Raw genomic sequence first — 15,179 nt, forward strand, 5'->3', positions numbered from 1 at the left:
CGAATGGATATGATAAAGAATATCAGAAAAATCTTGTTACTTGTCTTGGGAATATGCTGTATGCATATTTCCAAAGGTCAGGTAAACAATATGCCTATTGGTCCACAGGATTGGCTGATCAAGAAGAATTATTATGCATCCTATTTGCTTTTAAAAGATTCTGCCCTTATACAGGAGCTCGTCAGCTCCAAGCCGATAGCACAGGTATTGGAAAAACGGTTCGAACGTTTTAACAACAGCGCTAGCTGCGCCGATCTCATGTGCTATTTGAATGCTTTCAAATGGCAGGATAACGAAATCGACCTGTTGACAGAGCAGCTGGCGGAGCAAATTGGTCATAACAAGAAGTTGGACCAGCTTGTTCAGGCGAGTCTTATTCCATCAATGACCTATGGTGTGCTGCATCATGAAACAGCAAAGGTCTATTTTACGAAAGCCTTGAAACAGGATTTAAAGGCAATGAATTATGTCGTGGACGTCTATGCGGGTGGTAAAAGTCCCAATTACCCCAAAATAGATTCGATCTCTTTCGATGTAAAACGTGCGGCCTACCTTCATCTTTTGGACGATGTAGGCCAAGACATCCGCAAAGATATTCCGACGCCTAAAACGGCATTTTTTATGACCATGATGACTGCGGTACGCTTGTTGGAAATTAATGAGCGATGGGACGCGGCACAACTAGAGCCACTGATTGAACTCGAAAACAAGAAAGCTTATGAAGCGGTCAAAAATACCGATTTCTCAAGCTATACCTATAGTCTGTTACTGACCTTAGGTGCAGGCCCCGAGCTGTATGGACAGCCTATTAGTCCTGGTGGAATGTTACGTGCGCGTATGGCAGCTCGAAGTTACTTTGAAAAATTGGCCCCTTTTATTGTATTGTCTGGTGGTAAAGTACATCCTTATAAGACGCATTTCATTGAGGCAATAGAAATGAAAAAGTATCTTATCGAGGTCATGGGAGTACCTGAAGCGGCGATATTGATTGATCCACATGCCAGACATACAACCACAAATTTGCGCAATACGGCGCGTATCTTGTTAAATTACGGTTTTCCGAAAGATAAGTATGCTATTGTTAACAGTAGTAAAATGCATATCGATGCGGTTGAAAAAATGGGCGATCGTTGCATGCGTGAATTGGGGTATATTCCCTATACATTGGGTAAACGAATTTCAGATGTGATCATCGAGTTTAAGGCAAAAGAAGAAGCCTATACGATCGATCCAGATGAACCCTTGGATCCTTAGCCGACTAACTGGGGCCAGCTGCTGGTCTATTGACTGAGCAGATCGACTTTGTCTATTGCCTAATGGCAGTGCTTGAAAAAGGTCCGTAGCGGTATAAGCTACGGACCTTTTTTATTTTAATAAAATGGACTTCCCTTCTTTAGCCGAGCGTTTTGCCGCTTCCAGGATTTCGACTACCGTGACATTATTGTGGATCGATCCAAGATCATTTTCCGGCACCATGGCATCTTTCAGGACCTGTTCCAGATAGGCAATATGGTTCTCAAAATAGGGGACCGTAGTTGGTACATTTGTAGGTGGATCATTCTGTTGTTTATATTTTAAAAGCTCTTTATCATTTTTGGCATAGAGCTGAGCTTTTGTGCCAAATACCTGCAGATCTTTAACACTGTATGGCCAAGCCCAAGAAGCTTGAATAATGCCTGTGCTGCCGTCACGGTAGCTCAGTATGATGGTGGCGTTGTCGTCTACCTTGGGATAAACCTCTGGCTTGAGCTGTTGTGTAAAGGCCGTTACCGAAATTGGTCTTTCACCATTTTTGAGCCAGGTCATTAAATTGGCGCCATAACAGCCAAAGTCCATGATTGCACCACCACCGTTTTTTTTCGGATCGGTAAGCCAATCCAGGAAATAATTGCTACAGCCGATTTCTTTTGGTCCTTCATGCCCGTCTTTTACAAGTATGCGTGTGATTTTTCCAATTTCATCCTTGTCGACCAGTTGTTTCAGTTGTTGATTGCTTTTATACCAGGTCGTTTCGTAATTGACCAAAAATGGAGTTTCGAACTGTTTGGACAAAAATGCAATACGTTTTGCGTCAGAAAGAGTTGGAGCAAGAGGTTTCTCTACCATGACAGGGATCTTAAGCGGGAGACAGGTTTCTGCGACGCGGATATGCTCATCGGTTGGATTGTAGGCAAGAACTGCATCCGGTTTGACATGTTTCAATAAACTGGGCAAGTCATGATAGAAGATTGCGTCCGGTAAATTATACTGCGTTCGTATTTTGTTTGATAAAGCTTCATTCGGTTCAGCAATACCGATAATATCGACTTTTTTATCCTTATATAAATTTAAAAGCAAGAATACGTGGTCATGGTTGAGCCCTGCAACAGCCACTTTAAGTCGTTCACTGGCCAGTGCGGTTTGCTGGAAGAATAGGAGCAGGAAAACTAGGCGGATAAAATGCTTCATATGTTAAGTTTAGTCATTATAAATATACCGATTTGTTCTGAGGATATCCCTTGTAAACCCAGGTTACTTTGCGGTGCGATCGGATGATATCGGCAACAATGTCAAAATAGGTTTCTCCACGGCCAGCTTTTAGCTCATCGAGTTTCTTTTGAAAATGCGTTTGATTGAATGGTGATTGTGCGCCAAGCTTTCCCTGATAATAGGCCAAAGTTGTTTCAAGGCCCAATGACGTCCTGCTATGTGCAATATCCTTCCAAACAATGCAATGTGAAGCTGCGTCTTTGAAGGTCCCAAATCCACCGTAAAGCAGGTCGTCAAAGCCGTCTAGGCTTCCTATCTTCCAGCTTTCGCTGGACATGTAGACGGCATTAATTTCTTCGTAAAAACTTGCAATATCGTTGATGTTACAGCCATCAACCACAGCCACGCCGAGATCGGGATTGCTCCCCACAAGTTGCTTAAAATCCGCCCAAAGATCCTTCGCAGGAAATATTAAGTCATCCTCTTTATCTTGCCATTTGTTTAACAATTGAACGAGTTCGGTTCTAATGGTACTGGAATGATAGGTCAATGAAGACAAAAATGACCTTAACGCAGTGCTATCCGAATCACTGACCAAAAAATGCGCAAGTGTACCGACCAATTTTTTTTCATCTGTTTTCATCACTGACCTTTATTTTTAATCTTCTGATAATAGTCTAACGAAATCGTTTGCGGTTTTTTAACAAAAAATCCTATACTTTTAACGATACATTTAAGGATAAATCTAATGTTATGATCTACCGATTTATTTGCTATAGTATATTAACTCTTGTGAATATACTCTTTCGGTTTGGGATTCCTGTATTCGGGCAGCAACATCCTAACGTTATTGTCATTTTGAGCGACGATGGTGGTTATGATGATTTTGGTTGTTACGGCGGTAAGGAGGTCTACACCCCAAATATTGATGCACTTGCACAAAAAGGGGTGCGTTTTCAGTCGGCCTATGCCTCAGCTTCGGTGTGCGCCCCTTCTCGCGCGGGATTACTTTCTGGCCGATATCAACAGCGTTTTGGTTTTGAACATAATATTTCCAAACGTCCAACAGCGGGCGTCGCACCAGAGGACATCGGGATGGATACACAGGTAGCCACCATCGCCGACTTTATGAAGTATAACGGCTATAAAACTGTGGCCATTGGCAAATGGCATCAGGGGGATGGCCCACAATTTAATCCGCTTAAACGTGGATTTGATCATTTCTATGGTTTTATTGGCGGCGACCGTCCTTACTTCCCAATCCAGGGAGCCGTTAAGCCAACGCAGCTGCTTTATGACGATCAACGTGTAGTCCCCGAAGATTCGATTCGTTATTTGACAGAAACATTGACTGATAAAGCAATTGCGTATGTTCATCAGTATAGAAGCCAGCCTTTTTTTATGTATTTAGCATTCAATGCTGTGCATACACCCGTCGAAGCACCCCTGAAGACCATTGAAAAGTATAAAAATGTAGCCGATCCATTGCGACGGGCTTATCTGGCTATGTTGGACAATATGGATGAAAATATTGGACGTCTGGTCAACCATTTAAAGCAAGAAGGACTTTATGAAAACACCTTAATCATTTTTATGAATGATAATGGTGCGGCAACAAATAATGGTGCAGACAATGGGCAATTGCGTGGTTTAAAGGGATCAAAATGGGAAGGTGGAATTCGGGTTCCCCTTATTATGCAGTGGCCAGCCAAGCTACCGAAAGGGATAACATCCGATGCCATGGTATCGGGTATGGATATTTTACCCACGAGCATCGACGCAATAAAAGGTAAGAAAATCCCTAGGCAGCAAATCGATGGCATCAGTTTGCTATCTTCCTATAAGGATGTGAAAAATGGGCACGACTATTTATTCTGGCGTCGAGGGATTGCACGTGCTGTGCGACATAGAGAGTGGAAACTGATTGTGGTTAAAGATGATCCGATATTATTGTTCAATCTTAGGGATGACCTTCGAGAACAGCACAATCTGGCCACGAAGTATCCTGAGCGTGTAAAGGAGATGCTGCATAAACTGACGGAATGGGAAAAGGGACTGGAGAATCCAAAATGGCTAAGCTCTGTATTGGACAATGATCAAAATCAACTGATGAAACACCGGATGGATGTCGTCGGACGAGCCGCAGAACGACAATATCCTTAAGTAAAGAATACTAAAAACAGATGAAAGGACTAATCCTATTTTTATTGTCCTTTGCCTTAGTTATGGCAAAGGCGCAGAACAGCGATACGTTTGTGCGTATTAAAAAGCATATATACGATGATGAATTAAGTGGCCCATTGCCCGGTGCAGATAAAACACGAAGCCTATGTAATCAACTGCGTGCGGACGGTACCTGGGCAGATATCGATTACAGCAGTAAGTCAATATCGCTTTGGCCTCCGGGAGAACATTTGGATCGATTAAGGACACTTATTGTTGCCTATGTGTCTCCGCAAAGTGCATCTTATCAGCAAAAATTACTTTACGATAAAATCCTGCTTGCGGCACAATATTGGGCGAATAATTGTTTTGAATCTTCGAATTGGTGGCATAACGAAATCGCTTCTCCAAAGGCCATCGGTGTTTGTCTGATCCTGATGAAATTTGGGAAGGAAAAAATTCCTACTACACTAGAGACTCCACTTGTTGAGCTGATGAAGCGTGGTGATCCTTACACAAAAACAGGAGCGAATAAAAGTGATATTGCCATGCACTATTTTTATCGTGCATTGATCTTGGAAGATGAAAATCTTTTAGCTGCTGCTATGGAGCAGCTGCTTTTTTCGATACAGCTTGTGAATGGCAAGGAAGGACTGCAATATGATTTCTCTTACTTACAACATGGCCCTCAATTATACATTGCAGGCTATGGGGAGGAATTTCTGAAGGGGATCTCAAAAGTTATGGCTTATGTGCGCGAGACACCTTATGCTGTTGATCAGAAAAAACTGGATCTTTTTGAACGTTTTCTCACAGAAACATATTTACCAATTATACGTTCGCGTTATATCGATTTTAATGTACATGGCCGTGGGATCTCACGCCCCAATATCTTGGAAAAGACACAGGAGACTGCCATATTACAACAAATGAAGCTGATCGATCCAGCTAAAAATGCTGTTTGGAATAAAGCGCTGGCAAAATTGGATAGTGTGCAGCCTTTTGACGCCGAAAATATCGAGGCCCACCGTCATTACTGGAAAGGTGACTACACCACTCATTTACGTAAGCAATTTCATTTTAATGTTCGATTGGCCAGTAGCCGTACCAATAAATCGGAGTCTGGAAATGGAGAAAATATGCTTGGTCGTAATATGTCAGATGGTGCGACCAATATTCAGGTGTTTGGACCGGAATATTATAACATTATGCCTGTATGGGAATGGGATAAAATTCCTGGAACGACAACGCGCGATTATCCGGGCGACCTGGAGCTGAAAGAACAATGGGGAGCACTTGCTGCAAATAACTTTGCAGGCGGCGTAAGCAACGATAAGACAGGGGCTTCAGCTATGTCGGTCGATTACGACGGGGTCAAGGCTCAAAAAGCCTGGTTCTTTTTCGATCGGGAAATTGTTTGTTTGGGGGCTGGGATTCATTGTGCAGCGCCAGAAGCTGTGGTAACAACCTTAAACCAAACCTGGCTTAATGGACCCGTTGTCTGGAATGGAAAGGAAACGTCGATGCTCGATTCAGTACAGCGAATTGTCAAAAAAGGCGAATTTATAACCCATAATCATGTCCTGTATTATTTTCCAACAGCGATGAATGTTGGATTGACAACCAAAGATCAGGTTGGTTCCTGGTACCGGATCAACCGTTCCCGTTCCAAAGATGTTGTACATGGAAAGGTCTTCAAGCTTTGGTTTGATCATGCTGTTGCTCCAAACAATGCGAGCTATGCGTATATTGTTGTGCCTGGTACCAAAACTGTTGATACAAAAGCAATGCAGCAGCTAAAAATTTGGCAGAATACATCGGATATACAGGCCGTGGAGCATAAAGGGAGCCGGATTCTACAAATTGTTTGTTATCAAGCAGGAACGTACCAAGTGGGCGATTGGTCTATAAAGCTTGATCAACCTGCTATCATGCACCTGAACCTGCTGGAACCTAAAAAGATTCAGCTTGATATAGCAGACCCACTGCAAAAAGCCAAAATAGTGAAGGTTCAGCTTGTCAATAAACAGCTTCGAGTAAATCAATCGTTGGAGCTTTCGCTTCCACAGGGCGAGTACGCTGGAAGTACTGTAAGCAACCGAATCACTATCGGGAAGAAATAATCCGAATACAATTGGAAAGCTTATAAAAATACCAAGGGAAGATGTTAAATATCTCCCCTTGGTATTTTTTATTTTTTGAGTTGTTCCAACCGTGTCAAACCTTCCAGATAATAATAATCTGCATAGGTCAGCGGAACATCGATTTCCGAATGATGGGGTAAGCTTCCGACGCTATGTTGCAGTAAGAAACCACCATTGGTCGTATATTTGGCAAAATAGGTGCTTCCTGATAATGTTTGAAGGCTTTCCTGAGCAAATGTCAAATAGGATTTGCTTTCGGTACCCGTGGTCAATGTTGAGAGTTCAATCAGTGCAGACGCAACAATGGCTGCAGCTGAGGCATCGCGCGGAACAAAATTCAATTTCAAGGAGGAAAAATCGGCATCCGATTTATAGCTTGGCTTTCCCGCATTAAAGTCCCAATACGGAATTTTATCTTTTGGCAGATTCGGATGGGTCATGTAAAACTTTGCCGCCGCTTTTGCCGTTTTAAGAAATTCTGGTTTTTTGGTCTCCCGGTACATCATGGTAAATCCATAAATAGCCCAAGCTTGACCGCGTGCCCAAGTTGAATTGTCGGCATAGCCTTGGTTGGTCTGTTGATGGATTGCATTTCCTTTGGCATCGTAGTCCACCACATGATAGGTGCTATAATCTTTACGGAAATGATTTTTCATGGTTTGGGTGGCATGACTGATGGCCGCATCCTTGTACTTGGCATCTCCCGTCAAGTCGGACACATAACACAGCATTTCCAGGTTCATCATGTTGTCGATAATGACTGGATATTTCCATAGGGTCTTGCCGTCCCAAGATTTTTTTTCGTTCCATGATTTGATGACGCCCACCTGCGGATTATAACGCTTGAGCGCAGTATTGGCGGAATGGATGAGGATATCCTTGTAAGCGGCAACCTTTTTGGGATCGTTGAGGTATTTGATGGCATTGCCATAGGAACAATACATCACAAAACCAATATCATGATGTTGATCAAGGTCTTTGGCTTTTTCAAGCGCCTCCGTCCATTTGATCGCAGCAGCTTCGGTGTCTTTGTTATGGGTGTGGTTGTAGATATACCACAGTGATCCTGGGAAGAAACCGCCGGTCCAATCCCATTCGTCTGTGCCTACCAATTGTCCCGAAGGGCTCAATGTACGCGGGAACTTGTGCTGCTTTTCTGCTGCTTGTTCCAAGAACTGATATTGCTTTTCTGCTGCTTTAAAACTTGTGTCAATAAAGCTTGGTTTTTGATCTGTAAAACTCAGTGCAATCAGACTGGATGTGATCACAAAAAGTGCTTTTAGACCAGGTTTTCTTTTTTTCATAACGGCTTATATTCTTAGTAAGTTACATAATAATCTCGATTCTTTTTATTTTATAGCCTCTTGGCGAATCGTAAAGGTATATTTTCCAATGGATTTGATACTTTTAGCGGTGAGTTTGATACGATAGAGTTCCTTACCCCATACCTGACTCAAACGGGAATCGTCCTGAGGAATGACATCGTAGCTCGCTGTGAACTGTCCGGTATCAAAGTACAAGGTTGCATGCCCATTATTGAGGCGGATTTCTCCTTTGCCAATTTTTGGTTCCTGAGCAACCAGAAAATGGATGATATTGGCCTGTTTAGGACCTGTGATTTTAAACTCATCCTGAATGTCCAGCCCATTTTGTACGAGGGTGTAACTTCTATTCCAGTGTTCAACATTCGCCGACTTCGGATATGCTTTTCCAATATCAAGTTGGAATCTATTTTGTGCAGGCAGAAATGCTACATTTTCAGCTTTATATTCCTTTCCAAAAGATTGGTCGGCTCCATTGATCATCGGAACATTATGGTAAGCACTCTGCATCGTCCAAATACTGTATCTGTCATCGCTAAAGGTCTTTTTGGTATAGGTGCCAACACCGGCGTCAATGAACAGTGGTTGTTGATCCTCGTATAAGATAAAACTCCCGACATCGTTATGGTTGTGACTTTCATTATTGAAACCACCTTTGGCGGCGAAGAAAAACGGACCCTTTTTTAGATATATAAATTGTGTTTCCGGATACCACTTCGCATTATTTTGAGGGAGTGCAGCGGTAACACGCTCTAGTTGTGGATAGCATCTCAGGTCTTCGAAGGCGCGAAAAATATCCCTTGAAGGTTTGAAATTTGCAGTTTTGTCGCCGGTATTATCCATATATCGGGCAAATTGCATCATCTCACTACTATTGACATCCTGTCCATAACGGTAGATCAATAGTGGATCGCCGCCACCTTTTGCCGAAGCATCGGCAAAATTAACGACCCATTTATCTCCGCCAATATAGGATTGTGCAATGTACTCACCCATATCGCGAATGATAGGTTTATCAAAAATATTGATCTTGCCCTTGGTGGCCAGCGCAAGTATTTTTAGATAATCGTACAGTTTGCCCGCAGCATGGCCCCAATAGGAGGGACCCTCTTCGCAGGCACCGTCTGTTTTGACATAATTGATAAAGCGATCCACAGAAGACATTGTCTTATAAATTCCCGCCAGTTGTATATCGGGATTGTCCTCAACCAGAAGCAAGGCCGTAAGAACATTAAAGTTACACCATGGATTCCAGTTATTGACCAACTGTCCTTCCTTGAGTTCAAATGCCTGCCACCACATGTCGTTACGATCCAAATAGGGCTGTATAATGCGTTGTTGGATCTGTTGTTTTAGACGGGTACTGATTTCGGGGTTTATTGTATTGAATGTATCGCGAAAGAAATAATGAACCCAGGAGAGGAGGGAGCCTACATCACCGGCCATCAGATCGACCACTTGTGTTCGTTCCTGCGGCAATGATCGCTTACTGGACTGAAAGGCCCCAAGGTGTGCCGAGAGCGACCATGTTGCCATTTCTGTCAATTGCCAACTGCCGTTTAGGATTTGGTCAACAAAGCGCCCCTGTCCTTCTGCAAGCTCCGCCAACAGTAGGTTGGTCAGTGCAGTACAATTTTCATTCATGGGTTTTTCCATGATGCTGCGGTTGCCTGAACGCTCATATTCGAGATAATCTGTTGCTTTAACGACTTGCCATTGGTAGTTCAGGGCCTCATTTCCCTTTTTGATTATACGGTCTTTAAAAGGAGCCATCAGCTTATCCCAGGCCGCCCGATCCGAATAAGCCGGATAGGGGACCCACGATTTGTCATTTCCTAGACTCGCTTTCAAGTTATCCTGCTTAAAGGCGCCCGTCAGGAGGTTCAGATCTTTCCCAAGCAGTCTTTGGAAAGAAAAACTGCTCAGGAAAAGAAATAGAATTACATACATTCTCATGATTACCAATCTTGATTTTGTGGTAGTAATGCCGGGTTCATTTCAATCTCTTGTCCTGGTATTGGCCAAAGCTTATGACGGCTTTGGTAACCCCGGGTGACGAGATTGTCTCCGGTAATACTTTTTTCGATGTAGTCTTTGGAAACGCTTTCTAAGAGGTTCCAGCGCTTAAGATCAAAATAACGCCATCCTTCACCTGCTAGTTCTACGGCCCGTTCGTGCTGGATACGTTTACTCATATCTGCTTTACTACCGACTGCCAAAAATGAACTGCCACTATTTAGCGCTGGCATTTTAGCGCGTGTACGTACTTTGTTAAGCTCAGTAATCGCTTTATCCAATTGATTGGACTCGTTGTACGCTTCGGAAAGCATCAAAAGTACATCGCCCAAGCGTATGATAGGGAAATTGATCGGTGTATGTGCGCGATCGGTAATGGCGCCTTTTAGGTTCCCTTCAGGAACAAATTTCCGCCATAGATAGGTGTACCAACCCCGATTGTTGCGGATCTGACCAAAGTTTTCGTTTACACCGGTTGCCAATATCAGCTGCATATCTCTTTCTTTGTTTGCATTCCATCCTAAGTAATGTGAATAAGGTACGATCAAGGTTTGATTCATCCGAGGATCGCGATTGGCATAGATCTGACGCAGTTTTGCTGTATCAGGTACTTTGGTTAGCGTTCCACCTGATTGTGTCGATTCCATCGCCTGTTTTTTGACCGCATTATCCGTTGTATAGTTGGGGAAATAGTCGTTCCAGTTAAAAGGGCTTCCATCACGGTTTTCGTAACGATCTGCAAGGCGTGTGCTCGGCATACAGTTGTTCCAGTCACTACCAAAGGTTGAGCGCGTTCCCATATAGAAGGCCATTGGCATGCCATACGGGAAACCGGTGCCGCCCATATTCTGAATGGCAAAAATCATCTCCGGCGATTGATCGCCATCCATGGTGAATAACGCGGAATAGCTTGTATTTAAACTGTAACCATAGGTGTTGGTCTTGTTGTAAACAATCTCTTCAAAATCCCGGATTGCTCCAGCCCAATCTTTATTGTAAAGGGCTACTTTCCCTCTCAAAGCATACGCAGCTCCTTTGGTGACCCGGCCATAATACTTGGCATCATAGCTTACCGGCAATTTCTCAATTGCATAGTTCAGGTCATTGAGGATAAACTTATTGACATCTTCTACCGAAGAGCGACTATTTTTAAGATCAGCGAAATCTTTGTTCAAGTCGACAGTTTCATCGTATATTGGTAAGGCGCCATAGAGATTGGTGAGCTGGAAGTACATCAGCGCACGTAAGAACTTCGCTTCCGCAATAAAGCCCTCCTGTTTGGCCTTGTCTATGGTCATGGGCTGGATATGCGCGATTGCATGATTACAGCGTTGGATCAGATCGTAGGCTGCTTGCCATCTATCCACAATAATAGATGAACGGTCGGTGAACGTTCCGCTGATCACCTCGCCCAAGCCCGGAGGATCATAGCCCAGGCCAATATCGGTAAGTCCATCGTAAGAAAATTGTAAGCCAAAGGTGGCTTCTTTTTTTAAGTCGTTATAACAGCCCAGTACGCCAGCTAAGGCCTGGTCTTCATTCTGCCAGAATGTGCTAGCACTTACCTGACTGTAGGGGTTGGTATCAAGCTTATAACAAGATGATAAAGCAATGCATCCGGCTATGAGTAGTGAAATCTTTTTCATGAGGTTTAATTAATTATTCATGATATGTTTTATGTTCAAAGGTGTTAAATCACCTCCTCAACTTTTGTTCATAATTTACGTTTCAGGCAGGGAACACAGCCCCTGTTGCATACCCTTCTTCTTAAAAGGATAAACTAACACCAAAAACGGCCTGTTTCATTGTTGGATAGTTGGTACCGCTGATCTCCGGATCGAAACCTTTATATTTGGTAATGGTCCAGAAATTTTCCAGCGATGCAAATACGCGTAGATTTTGTACCTGTATCCGCTTGGTGATCTCGTTCGGAATTGTATAGCCCAGCTGGATATTTTTTACGCGGATAAACGCCTTGTTCTGTAACCAGAAATCACTGTTTTTGGTGTTTCTTGTATCGGTATAAGGCAACAATCGCGGGAATTTTGCATCTGTTGCACCTTCAGTCCATCGGCCATCGGCAATTTCCTGATTGATTTGATAGCCCCAGCGAACAGTAGGTGTGTAATAACCGTCTGTCCACACGACTTTGTTGCCTGCATTACCTTGCAAGAAGACCGAGAAATCAAAACCTTTATAATCGAATCCCATGTTAAAACCGTAAGTCATCCGTGGCGCTGTACCATGACCTACCGGAACCCGGTCATTGTCGTTGATGACGCCGTCGCCATTGGTGTCTTTATACAAGAGATCCCCTTTTTTAGGTGTACCATAGGATGCGAATGGATTTACTTTTTGATTGGTGTTTGGATCGATTGGCGCATTATCGATCATCTGTTGCACGAGCTGCATATCAGCATCTGTCTGTAATATGCGGTCTGTCAACAGGATATATTGGGTATTGATGGCATAACCTTCCTGAAGTAAATTGGAACCGCTGATAGACTTGTCATTGCCTTTAAATTTGACCACTTTATTGTCAATAAAGGTAAAGTTACCGCCAATGTTGAATTTAAAATTATCGCCAATTTTATCGCGGTAAGTCAAATTCAGTTCGACACCATTATTACGTACTTTGGCTGCATTGGTGCGTGGTATTGTTGCATTTCCGACAACCAAGGGAGCGGGGAGATTGATTAAGATATTGTCCGTTACTTTGTTAAAGACATCGATCGAGCCGCCCAGTTTGTAATTGAATAGGTCAAAATCCAAACCAGCATTCAGGATATAGGTATTTTCCCAGGTCAAGAAAGGATTACTCAGCACTGTTTGCGCAAAGCCCACATAGAGCTGGTTATTTAATACATAGTTTGTGGGATTATAAAGCGCCAAATATTCATAATTGTTAATGTCGGCGTTTCTGCGGAAAGAGTCATCAGTGGTTCCATTATTACCCAAGGCACCGTACGATGCGCGGAATTTCAGGTTGGGCATCCATTTGATGTCATAGAAGTCTTCTGAGGAAACCTTCCAGCCAAAGGAAGCCGAAGGGAACGTTCCCCATCTGCTTTTTCCGCTCATGAAACGCGATGAACCGTCTGTACGCAGATTGGCTTCCAAGAGATATTTGTCATCCCAGGACAGGTTGATCCGGCCAAAAAACGACCGCATAGCCCAGTCGGTCATATTGCCAGAAGCTGAGGCATCCATTGTCGCCGCGTTGAGAACAGTCAGGGATGGATCTACAAGATCGAGTTTGGATGCTGCAAACCAACCGTCTTTAAAATACTCCTGGCTGGCACCGACCATGACTTCATAGTTCAGTTTCTCAAACAGTTTGTTCTTATATTTAGCAATTCCGTCCATGTAATAGCGGTACGTTTTGATCGATTCGTTGGTTACCGAAGAACGTCCTGTACCCGCTGTTGCAACTGTATTGGTCAGAAAGTTCCAGCGGTCATTAAACACGGGTTGGGAATAGACGAAATCATCATCATAGGTATACGTGTAAGAACCCTCAATGGAAAGGCCTTCTATCGGTTTCAGTTTTCCGTAGAATCGTGATACAAAGCGGTTTTTGTTGATGTTACCTTTCTGCGCATACAAACGGTGGAGTACGTTGTTGGACTGTGGGTCGTCTTCCGAATTATTTGGTGAACCAAATCTGCCATCTGGCGCACGCAGTACCATGCCCGGAGTACTTGCTGCAGCAAAGGTAAATACATCATTGATGATATTGGTGCCGATATCGGTTTTGGAAACGACCCCATTGATGTTGGCTCCCAAGGTTAACCAGGGTTTCACATCCGCTTCTAGATTGATACGGCCGGTATGACGTTTGTACGTTGCCTGTTCAATGATTCCAGGGTTATCGAGAAGACCATAGGAGCCAAAGAACTTGATTTTGTCACTACCACCTGTAAAGGAAAGGTTATGGTTTTGGCTGATTTTGTTCTGGAAAAGCTCCGAAACCCAGTCCGTGTTGGGATATTTCAACGGATCCTGTCCAGCGTTCTGGCGCCAGAGGTCAATTTTTTCCTGCGAAAATATGGGCTTAGCATTTGGATCGCCATTGCGATAGCCTTCATTGATCAGCTCCATATAGTTAGCATAGTTGGAAACCATTCCAATGGTGTTGGATGGTTTTTGGCTTGAGAAATAATTGTTGTAAATAACTTTAAATTGCTCTGATTTACCTTTTTTCGTAGTAATGAGGATAACGCCATTTGCGGCTCTTGAACCATAAATTGACGCTGAGGCAGCATCTTTCAACACCGATATGCTTTCTACATCTTGTGGGTTGATTAGGTTCATGTCGCCAATAACGCCGTCGATCACGACAAGTGGGTTGGCATTATTGAGTGTTCCCTGTCCACGAACACGCAGTGTTCCCCCATCACTTCCCGGTCTACCTGAGCCTTGATTAACATATAATCCCGGCGCCTGCCCAGCTAGGCCAGCTGACAAGGAGGTTACAGGTCTGCTTTCTACCACCTCAGACATCTGGATGGAAGAGACCGAACCGGTTACATTCTCTTTTTTCTGTGTACCAAAACCGACAACAACAACCTCGTCAAGTCCCTTGGATTCATTTTCCAAGGTGATTGTAAGGGGGCTGCCGGCTTGCGCCTTAGTCTCGATACTTTTATAACCGACGCTGGTGAAAATTAATATTGCATCGTTCTGTTGACTTTTGAGTTCGAATGAACCACTTGCATTGGTCGATGTTGCTAGATTCGTTCCTTTAATCTGAACGGTGACATTGGCAATGCCTTTGCCGTCTTTGTCTACAACCTTACCCCGAATGGTTGTCTGCTGCATGGCCAGTGAAAGCTTGCTGTTTGTTTTAACAGGTGCAAATGGAGTCGCTTGTGTTGTCAGGCTAGATACGACCAACAAGCAGGATAATGGTATTGCCGGATACATCCAACGATTCTTCGAAACGGATGCGTTTTTGATCTTGATCATAGGCTTTTAGATTTAATTGGTCTGAAAAATAAATTTTCTATGAAGTGAATTTACAGTATTGGCAGAAAACAATAAGCACGTTTTCTCGCAATCGTTT

Annotated in this window: 9 protein-coding genes; 3 read left to right on the plus strand and 6 right to left on the minus strand. The window is 43.4% G+C overall.

Features of this window, described 5'->3' with window-relative positions:
• The first annotated feature begins 3 nt into the window (after positions 1 to 3).
• Entirely contained in the window at positions 4 to 1,254 is a 1,251-nt protein-coding gene (locus B4Z90_RS23120; RefSeq protein WP_286803433.1) for a YdcF family protein, read from the plus strand.
• A 111-nt stretch (positions 1,255 to 1,365) separates the two neighbouring features.
• Here B4Z90_RS23120 and B4Z90_RS23125 read toward each other — a convergent pair whose 3' ends face one another.
• Positions 1,366 to 2,448 carry a Gfo/Idh/MocA family protein gene (locus B4Z90_RS23125; protein ID WP_115047185.1) on the minus strand — a complete coding sequence of 361 codons (1,083 nt, stop codon included), beginning with the start codon at positions 2,446 to 2,448 and terminating at the stop codon, positions 1,366 to 1,368.
• Positions 2,449 to 2,464: 16 nt separating this feature from the next.
• Positions 2,465 to 3,112 carry a hypothetical protein gene (locus B4Z90_RS23130; RefSeq protein ID WP_286803434.1) on the minus strand — a complete coding sequence of 216 codons (648 nt, stop codon included), beginning with the start codon at positions 3,110 to 3,112 and terminating at the stop codon, positions 2,465 to 2,467.
• Positions 3,113 to 3,261: 149 nt separating this feature from the next.
• Between B4Z90_RS23130 and B4Z90_RS23135 the strand changes: the two genes are divergently transcribed.
• Together B4Z90_RS23135 and B4Z90_RS23140 are read left to right on the plus strand one after the other, a co-directional pair.
• Complete coding sequence (locus tag B4Z90_RS23135; protein WP_286803435.1) at positions 3,262 to 4,632, plus strand: sulfatase-like hydrolase/transferase; 1,371 nt, start codon at positions 3,262 to 3,264, stop codon at positions 4,630 to 4,632.
• Between the two features lie 20 nt (positions 4,633 to 4,652).
• A complete protein-coding gene (locus B4Z90_RS23140) occupies positions 4,653 to 6,755 on the plus strand; it encodes a polysaccharide lyase 8 family protein (protein WP_286803436.1) in 2,103 nt (700 codons plus the stop codon).
• 68 nt (positions 6,756 to 6,823) lie between these two features.
• Here the strand turns inward: B4Z90_RS23140 and B4Z90_RS23145 are convergent, their stop codons facing one another.
• From B4Z90_RS23145 to B4Z90_RS23160, 4 genes are all read right to left on the minus strand, one after another.
• Positions 6,824 to 8,080: a glycoside hydrolase family 88 protein gene (locus B4Z90_RS23145; RefSeq protein ID WP_286803438.1), complete on the minus strand. Its 1,257-nt coding sequence runs from the start codon at positions 8,078 to 8,080 to the stop codon at positions 6,824 to 6,826.
• Positions 8,081 to 8,125: 45 nt separating this feature from the next.
• On the minus strand, positions 8,126 to 10,054 hold the full coding sequence (locus tag B4Z90_RS23150; protein ID WP_286803439.1) for a heparinase II/III domain-containing protein: 1,929 nt from the start codon (positions 10,052 to 10,054) through the stop codon (positions 8,126 to 8,128).
• A 2-nt stretch (positions 10,055 to 10,056) separates the two neighbouring features.
• The gene (locus B4Z90_RS23155) at positions 10,057 to 11,760 is read right to left on the minus strand and encodes a RagB/SusD family nutrient uptake outer membrane protein (protein ID WP_286803441.1); all 1,704 of its coding nucleotides are present in this window, start codon (positions 11,758 to 11,760) and stop codon (positions 10,057 to 10,059) included.
• A gap of 121 nt (positions 11,761 to 11,881) precedes the next feature.
• The gene (locus tag B4Z90_RS23160) at positions 11,882 to 15,082 is read right to left on the minus strand and encodes a SusC/RagA family TonB-linked outer membrane protein (protein WP_286803445.1); all 3,201 of its coding nucleotides are present in this window, start codon (positions 15,080 to 15,082) and stop codon (positions 11,882 to 11,884) included.
• Positions 15,083 to 15,179: the final 97 nt, after the last annotated feature.

Origin of the sequence: Sphingobacterium sp. UBA5639, from assembly GCF_002421245.1 — a bacterium.
Lineage (GTDB): Bacteria > Bacteroidota > Bacteroidia > Sphingobacteriales > Sphingobacteriaceae > Sphingobacterium > Sphingobacterium multivorum.